This window comes from Fictibacillus sp. 23RED33 (assembly GCF_015903925.1).
GTDB classification, from domain to species: domain Bacteria; phylum Bacillota; class Bacilli; order Bacillales; family Fictibacillaceae; genus Fictibacillus; species Fictibacillus phosphorivorans.
In genome coordinates this window covers 1357161-1381822 of record NZ_JACZDX010000001.1, presented here as the reverse complement: position 1 = coordinate 1381822, position 24662 = coordinate 1357161, and the positions used below count along the sequence as shown (strand labels likewise).

Below are 24662 nucleotides of genomic sequence, written 5' to 3'. Positions count from 1 at the left end.
GATCTTGTTCCACTTCATTAATCCCCCTTATTTGAAGAGATTTTATTTCCACTCTCCAAACCAATGTTTCCATTTATTTAAAATTATATCCTTTAATGGTGGAGAATCAATTCCTTTTTGTTTCTTGAACTCATTAAAACTAGCAAAAGCTATGAGCAGGATACCTGTTAGCAATAAGTATACCCACCAGGGCATGTTCCCCCAATATGGGCGAGTTTGGACCAAAACATTCAGAAGTAGTACGATCAATCCAGTAAAGAAATAACTTTTTTGCTTTGAGATAAATCCATAGATGATACTCCCAAATGATAATGTACCAAGTATGATCGCATCCATGACTTGATAGCTCTCTATCGCATCAATCATCAATGTTATCCCTATTACACCAAGCAAAACATATTGAATAAGGTTAGCTATTTGTTCCGATATGTCCCACATTTTCCTTGTAATTACATAACTTAATAAGATCCACGGCAATACAATAAGTTCAGTTTGAATAATCACTGGGACCTCAAATTGATCAAGAAATGAATAATATGAGAACAGGACAAGTAAACTGGAACCTGATTGAAGTATTCTCTTTCCGATCAGAACATCCAATAATCGATTTCCTTGAACATAGAAAAGGATAGCAAGTATGACCAGACCAAACGTTGTTACGAAATTTTCCGATCGCACCAATCCATTAAGTACAGAAATCATTCCAAAAACTGCAAAGAAGTCAATTTGAACATAATCAGATTGGCTGTATAGCTTTTTATAGAAATACATACCTGCCAGTGAAATGAGTATACCTGAGGTGAACCAAGCAATTGAGTACATTTCATTGGCTATTCGATTTATTAACAACCATTCCTCTAAATCTATCATGAAATAGATCAACAAGATTACTGATGCGTATTTCCAGTATTTCGCTAACGATTGATAGAACACTATAAACCCGACTAATACAGCTGCATGCATAATAAGAAACGCCTCATCAGTCCCTCTAATCGTTATATACTCTCCTAAGAAAATGACAGAAAAAGGTACAATGAAAGCTCTTAATCGCTTTCTCCATTTATTATTAACAACAAAGTAGAAACCAGCTAGAAGTATGCTGTAAACAACAGGACCTTCATGAGTGAGCCATGATCTAATAAAGTATTGGAAACCAATAGCTAAAAATATCAAGCAAGCGTAAAGATTATATCTGATCACATATTCCTTACGAGAACGAAACAGGTAAACTCCATACACTGTTGCAAGTAGTATGAACGGAGCTGCTGCAGTTGTTACGAGTAAAGCATAAAAACCTATGAGTAAAGTAATGAAGTGAGAAACAGCCTTCGTTGGATATTCACTGCTTGAGTCGATCTTCTGGAATACCTCGCTACTCATTAATAACAAATAGGAAATGATGATGAACGTATAAAGTGATTCCTCAGTACCTAATGAAACTCCAAGTAGTTCTGCAACATAACTTAGTGCAAAGAATAAGGCAATCTGAATACCAGAGAACCCGAGCGCCCAATTAAAATGTTTAGTGAAAAACCATAACACTACCATTAGAAATATGGACGATGAAATCTTTATCCACGTAAAATCACTTTCGACTAAGATGACCATAAAATTCACAGTCGTCATTATGGTTGTAATGGAAACAAATGAAGTTGCAAGCTGCTTCTGCTTTCTTTGCCAGAGATATACAATTAAAGTGACGACACTTCCAAGAAGTAAAGAGTATGATAATGTCGGTGATGGCAAGTACTTCATCCCAAGCAGGCAGAATGTAAAAAAAGTGAAAATGGGTACCAGCCAGGTGGCTACTATTTTTTCTTTTCCATTCTCGATTAAAAAATGACGAACAGTTAGTATCGTTAGAATGACGGAAATCATACTTCCTTGCCCATAGTGAGCCAGTTCCAATGATAATAGAAAGCTAATAAGTAATCCTCCACCACCGACAAAGAGGCTTGCTCTGTTCAGTGGTTTGAGATACTGTCCGATCGAATAAGATAATGCGCTTGAGATGCCGATTGCAAGCGTCCAATAATCTTCAAAGCGATCGCCCATCATATGATAAACTTCCATAAACGCACAGAATAGGTAGAACGGTGCCAAATATTTAAAGAATAAAAACGTAGAGTTATAGCTTAAGAATATAAAGTTACCAGCTAGAACAAGATACCCGAATAACAACCACATACTGCCTTCTCCTACAGACATTAACACGCCTTCAACGGTTATATATAGAAAAGCAAGTATAGAGATTGCACCATTTGCAAGCTGATAATATTTTTTTAATCCAGCATCTGAAAAATTAGCAACTACTACGAATATAATCGGTATAAGTACGATCAAAAACAAACGATATTCTACTAACAAAGAGTTTTGGATCAATTGATAAAGTCCGTACGTGATAAACCCGATAAAGAAAAGCTCATACTCTTTTCTTTGATTGACCATCCTCATCGACAAATATAATGCAGCGGTTAAGATAATATTGAAACTTTGATAAAGTTGATTCTCAAATAGAATTAAAATGAACAGCGTCGATAGTATCAAGTTCGCTTGTATAAACAAAGGCAAGATTTGAAGAAATATCGAACGGTTCACTTTTTTGAAATGATATAATAGTATAAATCCTACATTTCCTAATGCATAAACAAAATAAAATGCTTCTTTGGTTAAGCCAAACGATAGGATTAAACACGCATATCCAATGGCGATCGCAACATAAGTAAGCCAGCTGAATAGCTTGGATTTAAAATACTGCCCGAAATAGTAATAGATTGGAGTACAGACGACAGCCGCCATAACGCCTAAAATATATCTTCCCTCGCCATAAAAACTGAGCCAACTCCCAAACAATTCAAAGTAACCCGCTGAGAGTACGGTAATCGGAATAAACAGACCAAATAAAACAAAGAACGTAAACGCCGTTTTTCTAATCTGAAGTATTTTTTCCGAAAGTACGCCTAGGCCACCAAATAATAAGGCAATCCCTCCAACTAACATTGTTTTCGTAATCGAGCTAAAAACATCCCAGTTGCTTGTGGCTAGAGTAAGTCCTCCTAATAAAAGCAGAATCACTCCCGCTGCCATAATGGTTGTAATATTTCTTTCTCTTCTCTGTTCAGGTGTGATTACCACTTTCGGTTTTGTTGGTGGTGGAGTTATTGTTTTTATTGGCTGTGGATTTTGTTTAGGTTCATCATTCGTAACTTCTGCTGTATGTAAAGTCGATTCATTGATTTCTTTATTTCTAACATCTTCTCTATATCTGTAATAGCCATCAAGCACGTTTAAATAATCCTTCTTTTTTACATACCCCCCTTCTCTTAATTCGTTTAGATCTTTAATGAATCTGGACTGGTCCATCATACGGCCCCCTAATCTTCTCCTTTGTTGAATGTATGTAACAAAAAGAAAAGAGATAACATGTAGTTACCTCTTTCTTATCTTCAGTATCATCGTCATCATTTTACATTAATTACCTTTACCTGTCACTAACAACTATTAGTGAAAAAGTTCCCCTCACACCCTTTTCTTTCTCATCATATTCTGTATTACATCACGAAAGGGCTAAATACCCATTTCAACGGGGAGGAATACAAATGGGCGTTGAACTAACAGCGCTGCATTGGATTTATGTTGTGTTTATCGGTTTAATCATTGGTTTTATGGTTAAGAGACGCGATACTACATTAATAAGTATTCTCGGTATCTTCTTAATCTCTATTACTGCGACTAGTTCATTAACGGGTTCTGTTAGCAGTATTTTTAATAGTTTTATTTATGCGATCACCGAGCTTCTTCCTACTATACTTGTAATCTCAATTATCGTTGCCATGAGCAGAGTTCTGACCTCTACAGGCATCAATGATGTGATGATTTCTCCATTCTCGAGACTCATTAGAACACCCGGACTCGCTTATTGGACGATAGGTATTCTCATGATGATTATTTCTTGGTTTTTCTGGCCATCACCTGCAGTGGCGCTCATGGGTGCTGTGCTTCTTCCCGTTGCCATTCGAGTTGGTCTTCCTGCACTTGGCGTAGCTATGGCTATGAACCTGTTTGGCCATGGTATTGCTCTATCCGGAGATTTCATCATTCAGGCAGCACCTAAACTAACTGCTGATGCCGCAGGTTTGCCAGTAAGTGAAGTTATTCATGCGAGCTTCCCACTCGTGTTTGTTATGGGTCTTGTAACGACAGTAGCGGCTTTCTACTTTTTAAAGCGGGACTTGAAGTCTGGAAAGTTGAACGCAAATACAGGGCTTACTGCTAACCCAATAAAAAATTCAAATGAGCAGGAATTAAATTTGCTATCGAGTAAGCAAAAACAATTTTTTGCTCTCTTTATCCCTGTCATGTTTGCACTGGATGTAGCCGCGATGTCCATTTTTAATCTTCAAGGTGGAGATGCAACTGCACTTATTGGCGGAACCTCTGTATTAATTCTGCTTTTCATTACGATGGTCAGCCATAAGAACAAAGGATTAGAGAAAACAACTTCTTATATGATTGATGGTTTTCAGTTTGGATTTAAAGTATTTGGTCCAGTCATTCCGATCGCTGCCTTTTTTTATCTAGGTGATTCAGGGTTTGCTAAGATTATCGGTGATTTCCTTCCAAAGACATCTCACGGAATCGTTAACGATTTAGGTGTAGCACTTGCGTCAGTGGTCCCTTTAAGTAAAGAGGTAGGGGCAATAACACTAACTACTGTGGGGGCTATTACCGGCCTCGATGGCTCAGGATTTTCAGGAATCTCACTGGCAGGATCAGTCGCAAACATATTTGGTACCGCAATAGGAGCCGGAGCAGCAACATTAACAGCACTTGGTCAGATCTCGGCAATCTGGGTCGGCGGAGGTACACTCGTCCCTTGGGCATTAATTCCAGCTGCTGCAATCTGCGGAGTTGATCCATTTGAACTCGCTAGAAGAAACATCAAACCTGTTTTTATAGGATTAGTTGTAACTACCATCGTGGCGATCTTTTTGATTTGATACGTAGAAAAAGAGGAGTGGGCTGGTTGTCTCCTCCTCTTTTTGTTGCTTTTGGATGTTTATTTCTTTTCTTGTGTAACTTGGTTGAAGTGGAAATTAACTATCTTCAAAGAGTATCAATGAATACTTAATTATTTTTAAATGTCTCCTTTACAAATTCAATAAAACGAATCATGTCCTCTTGTGAACCAAATCCAGCTTGAGCAGATTTATCATTTCCGCCGCCCTTACCATTAAAAGAGCTAAGGCTTTCTTTAAAAAAACTACCGCAAGAAATATGAGTAGAGCCATCATGCATAAAGATGATACGATTTTCTAATGTGGAAGCAAGTAAGATCAATAATGGTTCCTCACTCGCTATTTTTACAGCAAGATCTTTTGTATCATTAAAGCTTTTATCTTCAAAAACATGTATGAGTAATCCTGCTTTTGCTTTTGAGATCAGTACTTTACTTAGAAAATGATTGTTCTCCTCTTTTAGTCGTCTGTTCTCCAATTCTAATTCCTTTTGATTGTTCTCCCATTTTTCAAGACGGTTCATCACTTCATCTCGACCCGTATTAAACTTGCCTGAGATCATCGTAAGCAGTTTTAACGCTTCATTGTAGTCTACTAGGGCACGCTGACCACATTTAAAATACAATCGGGTGGCACCTTTTTGTTTTTCGGCTTTCAAAAGTTTGATGATTCCAATCTCAGCGGTTGAACGAACATGAGTACCGCCACATGCATTATGCTCAATACCTTCAATTTGAACAATTCGAATGTTCTCTTTCACTTTCGGCATCTTTAATAGCGGCAATTGTTGAAGCTCTTTATCGGATACAAAGTATGTATGTACTGTTCTGTTTTTATAAATCTCCTGATTAACGGCTTTTTCAATGAAATCCATTTGATGTTGACTCAGTGTGTCTGTTTCAATATCAATCGTTGCGATTTCAGAACCTAAATGAAAACTAATGGTACGTGCTTGATATAAAGAGTAACAAACAGCAGATAATAGATGTTGTCCGGTATGATGCTGCATATGATCTAATCTTCTATCCCAGTCTAACTCACAGGTTACTGAGGAAGTTTCAGGCAGACTCCTCACCTTATGTATCACTTCTTCATTTTCGAGAAAAACATCGAGTACATCATTTCCGCCAATCGTACCTGTATCAAATGGCTGACCACCACCGGTTGGATAAAAAGCGGTACTTTCTAAGGTCACAAAAAATTCTCCGTTTTTCTCAAAAGTTGTTTTTACAGTTGTTTCCCAATTTGTTGTATATGGCGAAGAATAATATAATTTTTTAGTCATAACTGTTCATCCCTTCTTACTCATTATTCATAGTTTAACGAATTGAAGAGATGAATAAAACAAAAAGAAGAAAACCAAGATGGTTTCCTCCCTTAGAGATGGTAAAACATTTTAATATTTATTTGTAATCTGTATAAATGTGGATAGCATCTCGTAAAAATGCAGCGGTTCCTGGCTGTTCTTTATCATAATAGGCAGTGAAACGTTCGTCGTCCACATACATCTGCGCAAGATTCGCAAGTGCTTCTTTGCTATATTCGTGCCAGTACAACATCAACCACTCCTTATGAAGCTCAGCTGCTTCTTGCGCTGAATCACCAGCAGGGTCTCCTGTTTTAAATGCTTCCCCAAGTACCGTGTGAATTTTCTCTGCAAGTTGTGTAGCTTTGTCATGCTCACTTTGAGTCATATTCAATACTTTTTTATTTGATTGATCAACAACTTGATCTCCATATTTATCACGGATTTCTTTACCGAATTTTTGTTCGTTTTCTTCAACCATCTGTTTTTTAAATCCTTCAAATTTCTCTTTATCTTTCATCGTTATTCTCCCTTCGTTCGCAGCGATCGTCTGCTCTACATTCAAAATGAGACGGTCTAACTGTTCTCGTTTGTTCAGGAGTTTTTCACGGTGTTCACGTAGTGCTTCGGCTGGTGAGAAGCTTTGCGATGTGATGATTTCTTTAATTTGATGAAGCGGGAGGTCGAGCTCTTTGTAAAACAAAATCTGCTGTAATCGATCCACCTCTGCTTTACCATATATTCGATATCCTGACGAGTTTATTCTTGCCGGCTTAAGAATATCTATCTCATCATAATATCTTAATGTTCTGGTGCTTACTCCTGCTAGTTGGCCAAGCTTTTGTATGGTGTATTCCAATGTGATCACCTCCTGACACATTTAACTCTACACCTTTACGCCACGTGAAGGTCAATGGGCTTTTCATTTATTTTTTTATTTTAATAAGAATATCACCCTTACCCATAAAATGGTAAAATGAGATTGGAGGTAAATGCCATGAAAAAAAGTAGTACGTGGTCACTGGTCTTTCTAATTTTAGGACTTTTAATTATATTTAATGGAGATTTTATAGGTTATTCTGAATGGAAGGTTCTAGGGGGATTTTTCATTATCCTGCTTGGGGTTATGCTATGTTTTACAGCATTTTTTCTAAATGAAAATGGAAACACAAAATTCATAACCCTTGCTTTCTCTATACTTGTGATATTTATCATCACTTGGTATAGACCTTTTGAGATTATAAGATTAATTAGTTGGCTGAAAAACATCTCTTAATTTATAAACTTGTTTATACAATGGTGAAAAACGCATATTTTAATTAATATGCGTCATATTTTTTTATGACATGTTAAACCTTTTTTTCGTCCTAAAAGCTGCAATCGTTGCAATTACGATTGCTCCAGCCGTATCTGCCAGTAAATCCACCATCGTGTCAAAATTCCCTCCGCCTTGTAAGGTCATTCCAAAGAATTGATCCATGCTGAATTCGTAGATCTCCCAAACCACCCCACCAAATACAGAAAAAGACAGAACAAATAAAAACACAAGCCAATAAGAAATCTCTTTCCTAGCTTCTTGGTGCGTCATCCTCTCATAAAGGGCAATGGCTACAAAAGCCAATAATGCTCCACTTAAAAGGTGTAAGAAGGTATCCCACCACCCTAACCGATAGAAATCTAAGATAGATCCTAAATACTGCGATGCAAACAAAAAAGCAAAGTATGATATCATAATAGGCATATTGAATTTAATCTTAGTGAATAGAATTAAACATAATGGAATTAGTCCGCAGAATATACCACCGAATGCCACCTGATAACTGTGTGTCTCACCTTTTGAAAAATAATAAAAACATAGGTAAGCCATAAATATGGCATAGGCAGTACTTATAATAAGCAGAATTTTTCGTTTCAAACTATTGTCACCTCACGAAATCAATCTCTCAAACAGTAATTGACTAAAATAACCTACAACTTTTCTTGAAATATCATTGATAAACAGGTTTAACCTTTTTAATGCGATATATACTTTCGTTTCTCTCCAAATAAAAAAGACACAGAAATGTGCCTTAAGAAACCCTTTATTCATACTTATGCCTGTTACACTCACTCTATCTCTTTAATGAAAGCAATCAAACGATTCACTTCTTTAAAACCTACATTTTTATGAAAGTGATAACTCGTGTCATTGGACTGTTCAATATCAGAACCTATCTGACTGCAACCTTTTGTCTTTAACCAGCTTTCTCCTTTTTCTATTAAATTTTTTGATATGCCCTTCTTTCTATACTCTGGTTTTACATAAATGCCTTCAATAAACCCTGTTGGACTGTCTTTAGATCCTTCGACATAATCACTTCTAACGGAAATATGAATAAATGCAATGAGTTGAGCATGCATTAGATATACAATCACTTTATCCTTATCAGAATTTAGAAGTTGTTTGAATTCTTTTCTCAGATCAATGAATTCATTATCTGGCCATAATGCTAAAGCCAATTCAGTCAATGAATCAAGATCGTGTTCCTTTGCTTCTTTAATGTATTCCATATTCAACACTCCTGTTATATTTGTTAGACATTCTTATTTCGACAAATGCACATGTGAAATCCTTCATTTTTTATAAAGCCCTATAAGAATAGTAAGCAACTTCTTTTCTTTTTTTCTCATATTGCATTATAGTCAAAGATAATTATAGGGTTATTTTGGAAAAGAGGAGTTTATGGTGAAGTATGCTATTAATCTATTCTTTTTTTTTATAGAATAATTAATCTTCGCCATCCTGGTTCAAGTGCTGGATTTTCAATAAGTAGAGTAAGGATATCCATGGAGTGCCTTGTATTATTGATTGGTCTCATGATGGGTTGGCCACTTTTTATTTTCACATTTTTTTATACTTTCATTCAAAGTCCCATCTACCAAAGATTCTATTTGGTTTGTAAGAAGTGGATCGCAAAGTATAAGTATAGATTTGAAGAAAAAAAGAAGTTTGTTAGTTTACACAAGCAAACATAAGAAGAAGGTTTTGCAATGAAATATAAACGTTTACATCAACAAAAAAGCTATCAACTCTTAGTAACATTGACAATTGCCTTTATTGGGGGCCTCATATTCAATGTACTCAATTGGCCGATCCCTTGGCTTTTAGGAACTATGACTGCCGTATTAATTGTGAACCAACTAAGTTGGACCCAGTTATACTGGCCAGTTTTTTTAAGAAATACGGGTTTGATCATCGTAGGATATTCAATCGGTTTAACGTTTACAAAAGATACGTTAAAACTTATGATTACTCACTTGCCATCCATGGCATTCATGACGATCTTATTATTATTAATCTGTTCAGGGATGGCTTTTATAATATCTCGTACTACCTCGATCAATTTCCCGACTGCACTTACCAGTTCAATTCCTGGTGGTCTATCACAAATAATTACTTTTGCAGAAGAGACTAAGGGAATTGATATTACAACCGTTACGTTTTTTCAAGTGACACGTCTCATCGTTATCATATTCGCTGTGCCCTTTCTGATTTTCAGTCCCATTTTTTCCTTAGGAAGTTCTGCTACTATTCCTGATTTGATCTCGGAAGGAACCTCTTCTGCCTTTTTTCCACAGATTATTCTATTTGGACTATTTTCAGTTGGAATGGCACTGTTAGGAAAAAAAATAAAACTACCTACAGCTTTTCTGCTTGGTCCAATTCTAGGAATTGCTGCTTTAAATATAGTTGGTTTCAAAGGTCCTCCTCTTCCCGCTTCAATACTCGATGTTTCTCAATTTTTAATCGGAGGCTATATTGGATTATTATTGAAGCCTGAAAAGCTTAGAAAAAAAGCTAGTATGATTCCAATAGCCTTGATCAGCGGAATCATGTTGGTAAGTTTCGCACTTCTTCTAAGTTCTTTGCTGATGTATCAATTTAACTTTTCTTTCATCACTAGTTTCCTGAGTATGGCACCTGGTGGAGCTGATCAGATGGGGATTATCGGACATGAGCTGAAAGCGGATGTTACGATGATTACAGGTTATCAACTTTTCCGAATTCTTTTTATCTTTTTTGCAGTACCTCCTCTCTTAAAATGGGTATTGCGCGCTCAAATGCATCATATGATCTCAAAAAATGATTAATATTTCACTTTATTAAAGACTTAAACATCCCATAGATGAATGATGGGATGTTTGTTTTTTTTTTTTCGGGGATTATTAAGATTTTTTATTTTCTAATACGAATGACTTGTCCTTTGTTCGCTTGTAACATACTATTTGTTTCTACTTTTATCAATGACAACTGAGAGCCGCCTCCCGTGTATATGTATGAAAGCTCCGTTACTTTTGGATCAACTAAAAAAATGGCTTTAAATCCAAATGACGGAACTCCTCCTGCAGGAAATCCAGTATTAGCTAATATTTCATCCTCTGTTGCGAGACGAGGGCGTTCAATATTCAGAGCCTTTCCAACACGTGTGGTGCTCACCCGGTCTTCACCTTTCACAATGGCTAAGATGAGCTGTTCTTTATTATCTAAAAGACAAATGTTTTTTACGAAATCATGTTGGGAAACATTTAGTGCTCTCGCAGCATCCTGTACAGAATGACATGATTCCCTTAAAACCATATGAATGCCATCTATATTATTCTCGGTTATAAAACGATTAATAGTACTATGAAATTCCTCCACTTGTATCTCCCCTTTACTGACGTGGTAACGCTGAAATCACGGCACCGGCAGCCTGGATCCAACTTCCTGCAAATATTAAGGATTCACTATAGCTTTTATCTTCATTCGGATGGTCAAGTTCAAATTTCCCACCTAATGCCTGTAATGAGTTTCCAGCAACTTGAAGTAAATTTGAAATAATGGTTATCCCCTGATTCGAGGGTGAATCGCCTAGTTCATTGTCGAATTCAACACCTAGAACAATCCCTGCCCCAAATGCTTGAAGTAAGTTCCCTTTAATATTCAAGACTTGAGAAGTATCATCTTCTAACGGTAAGACCATACCTGCGATTACCGTCGTATTTCCAATGGCTTGGACTTCATTTCCGATTCTCTTGAGGGTAAACGGGATTTGTCCATCAGCAATTAAACCATTTCCAGTAGCTTGCAGAACATTTCCTATTAAATCAAGATCTTCCTGAAACTGATCACTAAAGACCGAAATCGGCGTGTTGGCAATCGCCGAAATGACTGTTCCAATTGCCTGTATAACACCGCCAATTTGTTGTTTTTGCTGATTATCCATTCGGCAACCGTCCATTTAATAAGATGTTTTTAATGTATTCGTGGACGAGAAGAAACGTTATTTTCGCTGAGGTGCTAAATTTAACTGCTTCCATATTTCAGCTAAATCATCACCAATGTCATTGATGACTTCATTCGTTTTAAAGTAATTATTGTGAGAGAGTGGTGTAGAACTGCTTATAATGCCGCCGCTATTTATTTCTTTCTCAACAGCAATTGCTCGATCATAAGAGTCATTGATCGTTTTCAGAGGATAACCGAACACGTCATCTTTATCGTACATATTTACCCATTTTCCTTGAATCTCAGGGTAATGATCCTTTAAATGTGGCGATGGAACTTGTATGGGCTTATCGAAATCTGCATATCTGAGACCCCATAACGCCAATGGACTTCCTAATGTATAAAAGCTTGTTAGAGTCTCACCTTTTTCTAAAGGAGTCTTTTCCATGTTTCGCAAGACATCTTCAGCTATTTCTTCAGAAATGAATTGTAGATCATAAAAATAATTACTCGAAATCACGGTACCTAAACTATGTGCAATGACAAAGAGTGGTGCATCTTCACCAGCCACTTCACTTAATTTTCGAAGTCCCCTAGCATATACCTCATGTACTTTAATATAGTTCGGATTGTGATCGGCTACAGGCTGGTAGGCAATGGCATCACCAAAAAAGTGGATGACAAACTGTCTTAACTGCTTAAAATCTAGATTGTCTTCTTTATTCAGTCTTTGCCACAAGTGTGATTCTCTTTCGTTAAAGACACTTCCCCAGTATATAGGTTGGATGATCAGTTCTTTTTCAGGAGTTGCATAAAAAGGTTTAATCTGTTGAGAGAATCTTTTGGAAAGCACTTCAATAAATAAATCCGAAAAATCCTCGTTTTGATTACCGATTCCATGAAGAATAGCCACTGCGATTTTTTTAGTCATGATGTATCACATCCTTATTTAAAATTGTTTTTACGCAACAAAAGAATACGTTTCTAACTTCATATCAATACTAATGTTAGATTGTGAGGGATAGATCATGAAAGTTAACAAAATCCATGTGGTTCTATTAATCATCGTTTTCTTCTTTTTCCTGTGGTCACTTATTAAACCTGCACATTATCCAATATGGATACTAGAAGTTGCTCCAACTGTTATAGCTATAATCTTCGTTTTCTTCCTTTATAAAAAGCTAAGGTTCAATTCTCTTACATATTGCATCATTGCTTTATTATCGATTTTGACATTCATAGGTGGACATTATACCTATGATGACGTTCCCTTTTTCGATTGGCTGCAGCAGCACTATGATTTGAACCGCAATCACTATGATCGCTTTGGCCACTTTATGAAAGGTTTGTTGGCGATTGTTATACGCGAGATTCTGCTTTTAAATACACCTTTGCGTTTAGGAAAATGGGTCCAATTTATTGCAATAAGTATTACGTTGGCAATAGCAGCACTCTATGAAATTGCTGAATGGCTCGCTGGCAAGATAGCAAAACGTGAAACAAAAGACTTTGTTGGTGCTCAAGGAGATATTTGGGATGCTCAATGGGACATGACACTTACGCTACTCGGTTCATTCCTCGCATTGCTATTGCTCACTTCATGGCATAACAAGTTGATTAAAAAAGAAAAAAGGTAATTTTATTGTTTCATTAGTATTAGATCAATTTGATGCAAACCCTTCTATTATTTTTCCTTCTTTCGTCATAAACAAAACTGAGGTGAGAAAATGCAAAAAGTAAGCTCGACCGTTTGTACATTTATTGCGGGATTTCTGTTGTTCTTTGCATGGTCTGGTTATTTAAAGGATGAATTTAATATAAGTGAGTATCGAGGTTTCATCGTTAAAAAGGAAAGAACGGATAAAGTAATTAGCATCGGAGATTCATTCGTAACAGAACCACATTACATGGTTTTTTTTGAGAATGGTAAGAAGCTTCGTGTATCTAACGCTATATATTTGAAGATTAAAGAAGGCAGACATACCGTGCTGATGAAACAAAATGATAACATCACCTTAATGAAATAAAGAGACTGAAGGAATATAGTTTCAGTCTCTCAATCAGATAAATATCTCACATCCGTATTTGGTAGGAATGGAAAATGGTTAGAAAAAAGATAGGCGACTCCTATCAGAACAAGAAAATAGCATAAGAATATTAGATCATTTCTTGAAAAACCGACCTCATAATAGAAGGTCCTCTTTCTGTTTGATTGAAATCGTTTTGCTTCCATTGATACGGCTATTCGATAAGCTCTGCGAATACTTTGTGATAATAAAGGAATCGCAAGCCTTTGCATTCTTTTTAGAAAATAATTCTTTTGTTCTAATCCTCTTACCCTTTGAGCATTCATAATGATCTGGTATTCCTCAATCATGATAGGAATCAATCGTATGGCCGCCATAAAACTATAAGCAAACTTGGGAGGCAGTTTAAGTTGTTGCATGAGAGAATAAAACAGCATAACTGGTTTGGTAGTTAAAGCAAATATCAATCCAAGTATCGCAAATGATAAAGCTCTAAATCCTAAATGAATGCCTCTTATCAAACTCTCCTCTGATATTTGAATATATGCCCATTTAAACAAGATCGTTTCTCCCTTTCCAAATAGAATCATGGAAGAAGAAGTTGAAAGAAAAACAAACAAAAAGGGCAGAGATAGTAAGAGTAATTGTTTATAAGAATATCCTGTACCGAATATAAACAATGTTAAGATCACGCAAGAAAAACCGACCATAAAGTTAAGATAATGAATGTTGATGGCTAATATGAACAGACCCAATATCGTTAGTAGTTTTAGAGATGGATTTATGCTGTGTAACCAAGTGTACTTCCCACTAAATAATGAATTCATGCAGAATCTCCCTCTGTACGTTACCACCTTTATTGAGTTGAAGATTAGTTACAATTCTACCGTTCTGTACCTCCCATAACCGTGTTGCAAAACGTTCGGTAATATGATGATCATGTGTGACCATGAGAATGATCGTTCCTTTTTGACGCTCTTGTTCGATCATTTCCAAAATCTTAAACGTGTTTAAAGAGTCCTGACCAAAAGTTGGTTCATCAAGAAGTAAAATATTTGGCTTTTGTAAAAAAGCAGTGGCCACACTTAGACGTCTCTTCTGACCAACAGATAATTGATAAGGATGTTGCTCCTTTTTGCTTGTCAACTCCAGAGAAGAGAGTATCTCTTTTACATCGGATTCAATTTCTTGGTCGTTTTTTAATCCATAGGTTATTTCATCGTGAACTGAATTTGTTAAAAATTGATATTCAGGGTTCTGAAATACGAGGTAAAGAAGTCCAGAGATGTCTTTCGTTTTTCGAATAGGTACATCATTGATAAAATAGTCTCCAGATGTTTTTATGAGCTGCATCAGAGCCAATAATATTGAACTCTTTCCTGCTCCGTTTTCACCCATTATAGTGACCCATTCTCCTGAATGGATCACTAAGTGATCTACCACGATCTTAACTTCTTTGTTTCGATATCCTTTGAAAATCTGTAACTTCATGGTGTTTGAAAGTTCTTTCTTGTTATTCATGATTGGTTCTCGTTTATAATCATCCCATGCACCAGGGTACCAAATTCCAAACTCTTTGATCTTTTCCTTATAATGAGTAAAGACCATTGAAGTGTTTCCATCAGCTAGAATTTCTCCATCTGGAGTAAATACAATGAGACGATCAGCAAAATCTAGGATTTTCTCAATTTTATGTTCAACAATGATCAACGTCTTATCTTTCCATATTCTTTTTACCGTTTCCCAAATTTGTTCTGTACCCTTTTCATCAATAAAAGCAGTTGGTTCATCTAAAAATATTACATCTGGTTTCAGTGCTAATACAGATGCAATCGCTAATCGTTGCTTCATTCCACCAGATAGATGTTGAATCGGTGTATGAATGTTCTCAAGCTCAAGACCAACCTCTTTTAATAAAGAACAAATCTTGCTAGACATCTCTTCTCGAGGCACTTCCAAGTTCTCAAGAACAAATGCTAATTCTTCATCAACATAAGGCATACAGAACTGAGTATCAGGATCTTGAAATACAAATCCCCATTGATCAGGGATTTGTATTTCATCACATTTCATAGGAATATCAATTGTTCGTGGTACGAGTCCAGACAGAACCTGCAACAATGTGGATTTGCCACATCCAGAGGTGCCAAGAAGAAGCACTTTTTCACCACGATTAATAGACAAACTCATATCTCTAAACAGCAATTTTGATTCGTCCGGAAACTTTAATCTCAGATTTCTCACAGAAGTTACGCTTGTCATCCAACCACCTCAGTTATTGATCTAACGCTTCATGATCCTTTTTTGACGAAGATCGTACTAAATTCGTCACACCTGTAGCCTCTAAAGCTTTTGCGATAGAAACGGCAAACAATCCTGTAAACAAGATAGAACCGATTATTCTAAATACGATAAATAATGTTAGATTCCATGTTGAAAGATCACCGATATATCCTTTGTAAAAGTCCATGATTAAAGATCCTGCACATGAACCTAGTGCAGCAAGTGAGATGACGAAAAGATCAAATCGTTTATAACGAAATGCGAATAGGATAAATTCTGCAAACAATCCTTGAATGAGTCCGTATAGTAACACTTCAAGTCCAAATTCAGATCCCATCAAAAATTCTCCTGAAGAAGCAGCAATTTCAGCCAATAAGGCAACTCCAGGCTTTCGAATGATTAGGAATGCAACGGTCGCCGCCATGAACCACATCCCATATATCAACTGATCGATGTGAAGGCCAAACGGTTTTACGGCATAATATAGAGGTCCCCAAATCTTATACAGTATGCCAAATGCGATAGAGATTACGATTGTTACAAGGATATCCGTTAACTTTAACCCCTTTTGCATACTACCCTTCACTCCCGATCGTCGACGTGGTCAGGCTGAATGGAATCGGCCATTTTTCCAATGTATAAGCCATCTCCCAGAAGGAATACTCATACTGACAACTGATCAAGAAATGTTGAATCATCTTATTTCTCTCTACATCGCTTGCTTTTTCAGCCAATTGATTCAGTCTATCAATCTGCTCTTGTACAAGTTCTGTGAACCATTCACCGCCATATGCAGCGATCCACTCTTGATAGATGGGTTCTTGTGGTGTCGCCCCTTTGAATGTTTCACCAATCTCTTGATAGATCCAATAACAAGGCAGAATGGCTGCGATAATTTCTCCCAAACTTCCAGACTCTGCAACTCGGTAAAGGTGAGATGTATAATGGTAAGCAGTGGGAGCAGGTTCAAAATCAGCTAGTTCTTCTTCTGTCACTCCAAGCTGTTTCATAAATGTCTCATGAAGTCCTAACTCCGCGTCATTTGTACCTTGTGCATGTGCTGCCATTCTAGAAGTCGTATACAAATCCTCAGCTCTTGCAGCCCCCATCGCTTGTATTCTTGCAAAATGAGATAAATAATACGAATCTTGTAATACATAGTACCTAAACCGTTCTAAAGAAAGGTCACCATCTGCAATTCCCTTCACAAATGGATGTTGAAGGTTCGCTTCCCAAATAGAAGCCGCTCTTTCTCGCAAGATATCAGTAAATGTGTTCATATGAATCCTCCTTGTTTTATCCAACAAAAAAACCACTCTCAGCTAAGAAAGTGGTTGTATATGGAGAATTCAAAACAGGAATAAAGACTCCGCAACACCACTTCCCTACGCTGGTATAATCCAGATCAGGTTCTAAGAGTCTCAAAGTCGCACTTTGATCTCAGCCTTATAAAAGGCACCCCTAGTGGTTCGTTTTTATATAGTTGGTTTCTGTCTTAAATGATAGCAGTCTCTTTTAGATTGTCAACTATTTTTAGAAACACGACCTTTGTATAACAAAGTAAAAGGGCAAAGCCGTAGTATGGCATTACCCTTTAAAATCTTCATTTATTTGCTCATCGCTTCTGTTAAAACAGGTACGATTTGTTTTTTACGAGAAACAACACCTTTAAGGATGGCTGTGTTGTTTTCTAATTTAACGTTATAAGCTTCTTCAACAGATTGTGATCTCTTACCAAGAGCTAACGCTGTCGAGTCATTTGTTAAAATATCTGTTACCACAAACATAAACAGGTCTAGACCTTTGTCTGCAATCACTTTCGTAATCGCTGATTCCAAGTCTTCTTGATGCTTTAATACATCGCTAGCATCAACCGTATTCACTTGAGCAACTTCAATTTTGTTTTCACCAATATTAAATTCTTTAGCATCAAGTGAAATCAATTCTTCAACAGATTTATCACTTAAGTCAGCACCTGCTTTTAGCATTTCTAGACCGTACTTTTCCGCATCTACACCAGCAATTTCAGCAAGCTCGCGTGCTGCGGCAACATCTTCTTCTGTACAAGTAGGTGATTTAAACAACAATGAGTCAGAAATAATGGCAGAAAGCATAAGTCCGGCAATGTTCTTCTCAACTTGAACGCCTTTCTCTTTGTACATCTTGTTTAAGATTGTAGCTGTACAGCCAACAGGTTCAGCACGATAGTATAAAGGATCGCTTGTTTCAAAATTCGCGATACGATGATGGTCAATAACTTCTAATACTCTTACTTTGTCAATGTCATTTGCACTTTGTTGACGTTCATTATGGTCAACTAAGATTACCGCGTTTGCTTCAGCAGAGACATGTTCAACTAAACGCGGAAGTTCAGCTTTAAAATAATCTAATGCATATTGTGTTTCACCATTGATCTCACCTAGGCGAATAGCTTCTACGTTTTGTCCTAATTTAGTTTTCAAGTCAGCGTAAACGAGAGCTGATGTAATCGTGTCAGTATCTGGATTTTTGTGTCCAAAAATAAGTACTTTTTCCATGCGTCTACTCCTTATAAATAAAAGAATTGTTTTAGCCTAAGCCCTATTTTATCATAGATAAAAAGCTTTTGGCTTTTGGAGTTTATTGTAGCATGGAAAAAAGTATTAAGGCAAAACCGTACTTCCCATCAACGATAGATCCACTTGACGTGCACAATCACGTCCTTCTTGGATCGCCCAAACGATTAAACTTTGACCACGTCTAGAATCACCTGCTGCAAATACTCCATCTACATTTGTTCTATAGTCACCATGTTTAGCATCTACTTTGTTATGTTTGACTTCAACACCAAATTCTTTTAAGACTGGCAGTTCTGTACCCTCAAAACCGATCGCGATGAAAACAAGATCAGCTGGCCAGATTTTTTCAGATCCAGGAATTTCTTCAAAAACCATATTTCCTGCATCATCTGATGTTCTTTTCATCTGAATCGTATGAAGTTCTTTTAATCGACCATTATGATCTGATACGATTTTTTTCGTTTGAACGGAGTACTCTCTTGGATCATGTCCGTATTGAGCAGTAGCTTCTTCATAGGCATAATCCATTGTGAAAATGTTAGGTTGCTCTGGCCACATGTTTGCATCACTGCGCACATCAGGAAGTTTAGGGTGCTTACCAAATTGAACTACACTCTTACACTTTTGTCGAAGAGCCGTTGCCACACAGTCAGCACCAGTATCGCCACCACCAATTACGATTACATTTTTACCTTCTGCATCAATAAGTGGTTCAGAAACTTCGATGTTCAACAGCCTCTTCGTTGCTTGTGTTAAATAGTTCATAGCAAAATGAACACCATGAGCTTCTCTTCCTTGAAGAGTTAAATCTCTTTGTTTCTGTGCACCTGTACATAGAATTATAGAATCATATTGATTCTTTAGTTCCTCAGAGGTAACATCTTTTCCCACCTCTGTGTTAAGAATAAAATCAATACCCTCTTGTCTTAATAATTTGATTCTTCTTTCCACAACATCTTTATCCAACTTCATGTTGGGAATTCCATACGTTAACAATCCGCCGGCTTTGTCTGCTCTCTCATAAACGGTAACAGAATGACCCGCTTGGTTCAGCTGGTCAGCAGCAGCAAGTCCAGCTGGTCCTGAACCAACAATAGCGACTTTTTTTCCTGTTCTTCTTTCTGGAATCCTAGGTTGGATCCAGCCGTTTTCAAACCCTTTATCAATAATTGCTTTTTCAATGTTCTTTATGGTTACAGCAGGTCCAGCTAATTCAACTGTACATGATCCTTCACAAGGAGCAGGACAAACCCGTCCTGTGAATTCAGGAAAATTGTTTGTTTTCATTAAACGGTCAAGCGCTTCTTTCCATTTTCCGCGATAAACCAGATCATTCCACTCAGGTATCAGATTGTTAATAGGGCAGCCTGCAGCAGCCCCATTAATCTCGATACCAATATGACAAAAAGGTGTACCACAATCCATGCATCTAGCGCCTTGCCTTTTCAACATATCTTCTGGTTGTTTTTTTGTATACTCTTTCCAATCTTTAAGACGTTGGAGAGGCTTTCTCTCTATCGTTTCTTCTCTCGGGTATTCCAAAAATCCGGTTGGTTTTCCCATTTAAAATCTCTCCTCTCATCTCAATTTATTTCAGGATTAATTTTGTCGGTCCAGGTCTGCCACTTGCTTTCGCTGCGCTTGAACCTGCTTCAAAAGCGTTCATAATCGCTTCATCTTCGGAATATCCAGCTATTTTCTCTTCTTCTATTTTCTTAATCATTTCTTTGTAATCATGTGGAATGATTTTCACAAAATGTGACTGTTCTACTTTCCAGTTTTGAAGGATTGCTGAAGCTTTTTTACTTTGAGTGTATGAAAAATGATTAATAATCATCTGCTTGACTGTTTCTGTTTCTTCAGAATCCATTAATCTCTCAAACTCAATACCTTCTTTGTTGCACAATTGTTTTAATAAAAGGGGCTGATGTGTGTAGATATAAGCGATACCTCCACTCATACCTGCTCCAAAATTCTTTCCAACATCTCCAAGGACAACTACTCGACCACCAGTCATATATTCACAGCCATGGTCTCCGATTCCTTCGACAACAATGTTAGCCCCACTGTTTCTAACTGCAAATCTTTCTCCAGCTAAGCCGTTAATGTAAGCTTCACCACTCGTTGCTCCATAAAAAGCAACATTTCCTAAGATGACATTATCATCAGCTAAATATTCAGCCATTTTAGGAGGTGCAACAATCAATTTGCCTCCTGATAAGCCTTTTCCGAAATAGTCATTACTGTCACCGTTCAGATAGAGAGTCATGCCTCGTGGCACGAATGCTCCAAAGCTTTGTCCAGCAGATCCGGTAAAGTTAAGCGTTACAGTATCTTCAGCAAGACCTTCTTCACCAAATCGTTTCGTTATTTCACTACCAGCAATCGTACCTGCTACACGATTCGTGTTCTTAATTGGAAGGTTGAATGAAACAGCCTTCTTCGTTTCTAAGGCAGACTGCAGTTTCGGTAATATCTCATTCATATCGAGTGATTGATCAATCTTATGATTTTGAAAAGTCTGTTTCGTACGAATACCGTCTGCTTGATAAAGAAGCTTTGATAAGTCGAGATGCTTCGCTTTCCAGTGATTTTTCGCACGATCTCCAACTGTTAAAACGTCAGTGCGCCCGACCATTTCTTCCATCGTACGGAAACCGAGTTCAGCCATGATCTCACGAATTTCTTCAGCCACGAATCTCATGTAATTGACAACATGATCAGGGTCACCCATATATTTTTTTCTTAATTCAGGATTCTGTGTAGCTACACCTACTGGACATGTATCAAGATGGCAAGCACGCATCATGATACAACCTAATACAACGAGTGGTGCTGTAGCAAAACCATATTCCTCAGCGCCTAACAATGCAGCAAGCACAACATCTTTACCTGTCATCAGCTTCCCGTCTGTCTCGAGGGTTACACGTTCTCGAAGTCCATTAAGCATCAACGTTTGATGTGTTTCAGCAAGTCCTAACTCCCAAGGAAGTCCAGTATGTTTGATACTTGTCTTCGGTGAAGCTCCAGTTCCACCGTCATAACCACTGATAACGATTACATCAGCTGCGCCTTTTGCAACACCGGCAGCTATCGTTCCAACACCGGATTTCGCCACAAGCTTAACACTAATTCTTGCTTCGCGATTAGCGTTCTTAAGGTCATGGATCAATTGGGCCATATCCTCGATCGAATAGATATCATGATGTGGCGGCGGGGAGATCAGACCTACTCCTGGCGTTGATCCACGAACATCTGCTACCCAAGGATAGACTTTATTGCCAGGCAACTGTCCACCTTCACCTGGTTTAGCTCCTTGTGCCATCTTGATCTGCAGTTCATCTGCATTTACAAGATAGTGGCTTTTTACACCAAATCTACCTGAAGCAACTTGTTTAATGCTGCTTCTTCGGTTATTGCCAAGTTCATCTGGAACAAAACGCGCTGGATCTTCTCCGCCTTCACCACTATTGCTTTTTCCGCCTAGACGGTTCATTGCTATAGCAAGAGACTCATGTGCTTCTTGACTGAGAGAACCGAAAGACATAGCACCAGTTTTGAAGCGCTTTACAATCTCTTCTACAGGTTCAACTTCATGGAGTGGTATAGATTTTGTTTCAGGAGCAAATGAGAATAAGTTTCTTAAGAAAGTTGTTCTCTCGTCATCTGCCAATTTTGAAAACGTCTTAAAAAGTGAATAATCATTCTTCCGACAAGCCCATTGAAGGGTATGAATCGTTTTTGGATTAAAAGCATGATGTTCACCAGTATTTCTCCATTGAAAGTCACTACCTGAATCTAAAGTGTCATCAATGGTCTCTTTAAATCCTTGTTGATGTCTAAGGGTAGCTTCTTTTTCAATCTCAGCTAATGTGATTCCATCGATTTGAGAAGCCGTAGCTGGAAAATATCGATCGATCACTTCTTTGCCGATTCCGACTGCTTCAAAAATTTGAGCGCCTCTATAGCTTTGAACGGTTGAAATACCCATTTTTGACATCACTTTAACGATGCCATCTGTTATTCCTTGTTTATAGGTTTTGACTGTCTCTGATAACGAAAGTTTAATATGTTCATCAAGAATCGCTTCTTCAAATGTTTTATAAGTTAAATATGGATAGATAGCATCTGCACCGTATCCAATGAGCGCTGCAAAATGATGAACTTCTCTAACTTCACCTGATTCAACCACCAAACTTACTTTGGTGCGCAATCCTTCTTTTACGAGATGATGATGTAGAGAACTAACAGCAAGTAAGACAGGAATCGGAATAGAAGATTCACTCATTTCTCTGTCTGACAAAACTAATAAAGTTGCTCCATCTTGTATCGCTTCTTCTGCACTTTTAAACAAGTTTATTAAACCGAGTTCCAAATCTTCCGAAAATAAAGTCTGTAGAACAGTTGTTTTGAATTCATAAATCATGTTGTCTGTAATTTGATTAAACTCATTCGTTGTTAACACAGGAGAATTCAATTGAATTCTTTTAGCATTCTGCGGTCCTGGATGTAAGAGATTTCCTTCAGCCCCAAGCAGCGTCATCGTTGAAGTAACAATCTTCTCACGAATAGCATCGATCGGCGGATTCGTAACTTGCGCAAAGAGCTGCTTGAAATAATTGAATAGTGATTGAGGATTATCGGACAGAACTGCTAAAGGTGTATCATTACCCATAGAACCGATCGGATCTTTTCCTTCAGTAATGACAGGAATTAAATATTTATGAATATCTTCATACGTATATCCAAAAGCTCTTTGCTTCCTTCTTACATTTTCTACTATGATCTCCGTCTCTTCGCTATCTTGATCTAGGTGATGAAGCCCATTTGTAAGCCATAGTTCGTATGGTTCCTTACTCGCCATTTCTGTTTTGATCTCATTGTCCGTGATGATACGTCCTTCTTCGAGATCAATCAAAAGCATTCTACCAGGACTTAGTCGCTCTTTATAAAGAACATTCTCTTCTTCAACATCAATAACTCCAACCTCAGAAGAGAAGATAATATAATCATCCTTCGTTACATAATACCTCGCTGGACGAAGACCATTTCGATCGAGTATCGCGCCAATTTGTTTACCGTCTGTAAACGAGATTGCTGTCGGTCCATCCCATGGCTCCATCAAACAACTATGATACTCATAAAAAGCTTTTCTCTCTTCTTCTAGATGAGGGTTCTCACTCCATGGTTCTGGGATAAGCATCATCGCCGTATGTGAAGGTTTTCTCCCAGCCAGTACAAAAAATTCAAAGGCTTGATCAAGGATCGAAGAATCACTGCCATCTGCATCAAGAATAGGAAGCAGTTTTTCGATATCTTCCCCAAATGCTTCTGAAACAAATTGTTTCTCTCGTGCCTTCATCCAGTTCATGTTGCCTTGTAGGGTGTTGATTTCTCCGTTATGGATAATGTATCGATTCGGATGAGCACGTTCCCACGTCGGAAACGTATTTGTGCTAAAACGGGAATGCACTAAAGCGAATGGAGACACAAAATCCGTATCTTGTAGATCGTAATAAAAGGCATCTACTTGTTCAGGTGTTAAAAGCCCCTTATAAACGATGGTTTGTGAAGATAAACTTGCAAAATACGTTTGAAGTCCTTCTTCTCTTGCCCAATGCTCTGCTTGTTTTCTTATCACAAATAATTTTCTTTCAAAAGCTAAATCTTCAGAATAAGTATCATTACAAGCGACAAAAACTTGTTTAATTAAAGGGCAAGTTTCTTGAGCCTTTTTTCCGATCGTTTCAACATTTACAGGTACTGTTCTCCAGCCTAAAAGTTTTTGGCCTTCTTGATTAATAAAATGGTTGATTTGATTTTCTAATTTCTGTTGTGCTGCTATATCGTTAGGGAAAAAGATCATCCCTACACCATACCGTCCTTTTTCAGGAAGATCAAAGTCAGTAACCTTTGTAAAAAAATCATGCGGTATCTTTGTCATTAAGCCGGCTCCATCTCCCGTTAAAGGATCACTTCCTTGTCCTCCACGGTGGTCAAGCTGGCATAGCATATGAAGTCCTTTTTCAACAATTTCATGGGTAGCATGCCCTTTTAAATTAGCATATAGACCAATTCCACAAGCGTCATGTTCGTTCTTCGGATTATATAAACCTTGTGGTTCTGGAAATTGACTAAAGGTCATTTTGAACTCCCCCTTAAGTTTTTCAACTTGAAATATTCGAAACTTTCTTTCATTTAGTTTAGGTTTTATAATTAATC

20 protein-coding genes and 1 riboswitch are annotated in these 24662 nt (G+C 37.5%); of the genes, 5 read left to right on the top strand and 15 right to left on the bottom strand.

Going from position 1 to position 24662, the window contains the following annotated elements; genetic code table 11:
* Window positions 1–42 precede the first annotated feature (42 nt).
* Entirely contained in the window at window positions 43–3363 is a 3321-nt protein-coding gene (locus tag IHV09_RS07155) for a hypothetical protein (RefSeq protein WP_197263956.1), read from the bottom strand.
* A gap of 236 nt (window positions 3364–3599) precedes the next feature.
* Here IHV09_RS07155 and IHV09_RS07150 point away from each other — a divergent pair, with 236 nt between their 5' ends.
* Complete coding sequence (locus IHV09_RS07150) at window positions 3600–5000, top strand: hypothetical protein (protein ID WP_197263955.1); 1401 nt, start codon at window positions 3600–3602, stop codon at window positions 4998–5000.
* Between the two features lie 127 nt (window positions 5001–5127).
* Here the strand turns inward: IHV09_RS07150 and IHV09_RS07145 are convergent, their stop codons facing one another.
* Both IHV09_RS07145 and IHV09_RS07140 read right to left on the bottom strand, forming a co-directional pair.
* Entirely contained in the window at window positions 5128–6303 is a 1176-nt protein-coding gene (locus IHV09_RS07145) for an alanyl-tRNA editing protein (protein WP_197263954.1), read from the bottom strand.
* Between the two features lie 118 nt (window positions 6304–6421).
* Window positions 6422–7183, bottom strand: a complete 762-nt coding sequence (locus IHV09_RS07140; RefSeq protein WP_197263953.1) for a MerR family transcriptional regulator — start codon at window positions 7181–7183, stop codon at window positions 6422–6424.
* A gap of 138 nt (window positions 7184–7321) precedes the next feature.
* Here IHV09_RS07140 and IHV09_RS07135 point away from each other — a divergent pair, with 138 nt between their 5' ends.
* Complete coding sequence (locus IHV09_RS07135; RefSeq protein WP_197263952.1) at window positions 7322–7600, top strand: hypothetical protein; 279 nt, start codon at window positions 7322–7324, stop codon at window positions 7598–7600.
* A 63-nt stretch (window positions 7601–7663) separates the two neighbouring features.
* On the opposite strand, the gene IHV09_RS07130 is transcribed toward IHV09_RS07135, so the two are convergent.
* Both IHV09_RS07130 and aac(6') read right to left on the bottom strand, forming a co-directional pair.
* A complete protein-coding gene (locus IHV09_RS07130; protein ID WP_197127937.1) occupies window positions 7664–8239 on the bottom strand; it encodes a hypothetical protein in 576 nt (191 codons plus the stop codon).
* A gap of 191 nt (window positions 8240–8430) precedes the next feature.
* Window positions 8431–8874: an aminoglycoside 6'-N-acetyltransferase gene (aac(6'), locus tag IHV09_RS07125; protein ID WP_197263951.1), complete on the bottom strand. Its 444-nt coding sequence runs from the start codon at window positions 8872–8874 to the stop codon at window positions 8431–8433.
* A 480-nt stretch (window positions 8875–9354) separates the two neighbouring features.
* On the opposite strand from aac(6'), the gene IHV09_RS07120 reads away from it, so the two are divergent.
* Window positions 9355–10455, top strand: coding sequence for an AbrB family transcriptional regulator (locus tag IHV09_RS07120; RefSeq protein WP_197263950.1), 1101 nt, complete (start codon window positions 9355–9357; stop codon window positions 10453–10455).
* Window positions 10456–10540: 85 nt separating this feature from the next.
* Here the strand turns inward: IHV09_RS07120 and IHV09_RS07115 are convergent, their stop codons facing one another.
* The 3 genes from IHV09_RS07115 to IHV09_RS07105 are packed head-to-tail and all read right to left on the bottom strand — an operon-like array spanning window position 10541 to window position 12503.
* A complete protein-coding gene (locus tag IHV09_RS07115; RefSeq protein WP_370568938.1) occupies window positions 10541–11005 on the bottom strand; it encodes an aminoacyl-tRNA deacylase in 465 nt (154 codons plus the stop codon).
* A 13-nt stretch (window positions 11006–11018) separates the two neighbouring features.
* Window positions 11019–11585: a DUF6944 family repetitive protein gene (locus IHV09_RS07110; protein WP_197191034.1), complete on the bottom strand. Its 567-nt coding sequence runs from the start codon at window positions 11583–11585 to the stop codon at window positions 11019–11021.
* Window positions 11586–11627: 42 nt separating this feature from the next.
* Window positions 11628–12503, bottom strand: a complete 876-nt coding sequence (locus IHV09_RS07105; RefSeq protein ID WP_197263949.1) for a chemotaxis protein — start codon at window positions 12501–12503, stop codon at window positions 11628–11630.
* 97 nt (window positions 12504–12600) lie between these two features.
* Between IHV09_RS07105 and IHV09_RS07100 the strand changes: the two genes are divergently transcribed.
* Both IHV09_RS07100 and IHV09_RS07095 read left to right on the top strand, forming a co-directional pair.
* Complete coding sequence (locus IHV09_RS07100) at window positions 12601–13209, top strand: DUF2238 domain-containing protein (RefSeq protein WP_197263948.1); 609 nt, start codon at window positions 12601–12603, stop codon at window positions 13207–13209.
* Between the two features lie 90 nt (window positions 13210–13299).
* Window positions 13300–13599, top strand: coding sequence for a hypothetical protein (locus IHV09_RS07095; RefSeq protein ID WP_197127931.1), 300 nt, complete (start codon window positions 13300–13302; stop codon window positions 13597–13599).
* 29 nt (window positions 13600–13628) lie between these two features.
* On the opposite strand, the gene IHV09_RS07090 is transcribed toward IHV09_RS07095, so the two are convergent.
* The 7 genes from IHV09_RS07090 to gltB form a co-directional block, all read right to left on the bottom strand.
* The gene (locus IHV09_RS07090) at window positions 13629–14426 is read right to left on the bottom strand and encodes an energy-coupling factor transporter transmembrane component T family protein (RefSeq protein ID WP_197263947.1); all 798 of its coding nucleotides are present in this window, start codon (window positions 14424–14426) and stop codon (window positions 13629–13631) included.
* Window positions 14410–15861, bottom strand: coding sequence for an ABC transporter ATP-binding protein (locus IHV09_RS07085; RefSeq protein WP_197263946.1), 1452 nt, complete (start codon window positions 15859–15861; stop codon window positions 14410–14412). Before IHV09_RS07085 ends, IHV09_RS07090 begins: the two co-directional genes overlap by 17 nt.
* A 13-nt stretch (window positions 15862–15874) precedes the next feature.
* Window positions 15875–16456 carry an ECF transporter S component gene (locus tag IHV09_RS07080; RefSeq protein WP_197127928.1) on the bottom strand — a complete coding sequence of 194 codons (582 nt, stop codon included), beginning with the start codon at window positions 16454–16456 and terminating at the stop codon, window positions 15875–15877.
* 1 nt (window position 16457) lies between these two features.
* Window positions 16458–17162 carry a thiaminase II gene (gene tenA, locus IHV09_RS07075; RefSeq protein WP_197263945.1) on the bottom strand — a complete coding sequence of 235 codons (705 nt, stop codon included), beginning with the start codon at window positions 17160–17162 and terminating at the stop codon, window positions 16458–16460.
* An 85-nt stretch (window positions 17163–17247) separates the two neighbouring features.
* Window positions 17248–17355: riboswitch (TPP riboswitch) on the bottom strand.
* Window positions 17356–17489: 134 nt separating this feature from the next.
* Window positions 17490–18419, bottom strand: coding sequence for a manganese-dependent inorganic pyrophosphatase (locus tag IHV09_RS07070; protein WP_197191037.1), 930 nt, complete (start codon window positions 18417–18419; stop codon window positions 17490–17492).
* Window positions 18420–18524: 105 nt separating this feature from the next.
* Entirely contained in the window at window positions 18525–20003 is a 1479-nt protein-coding gene (locus IHV09_RS07065) for a glutamate synthase subunit beta (RefSeq protein WP_197263944.1), read from the bottom strand.
* A 25-nt stretch (window positions 20004–20028) separates the two neighbouring features.
* Window positions 20029–24585 carry a glutamate synthase large subunit gene (gene gltB / locus IHV09_RS07060; protein ID WP_197263943.1) on the bottom strand — a complete coding sequence of 1519 codons (4557 nt, stop codon included), beginning with the start codon at window positions 24583–24585 and terminating at the stop codon, window positions 20029–20031.
* Window positions 24586–24662: the final 77 nt, after the last annotated feature.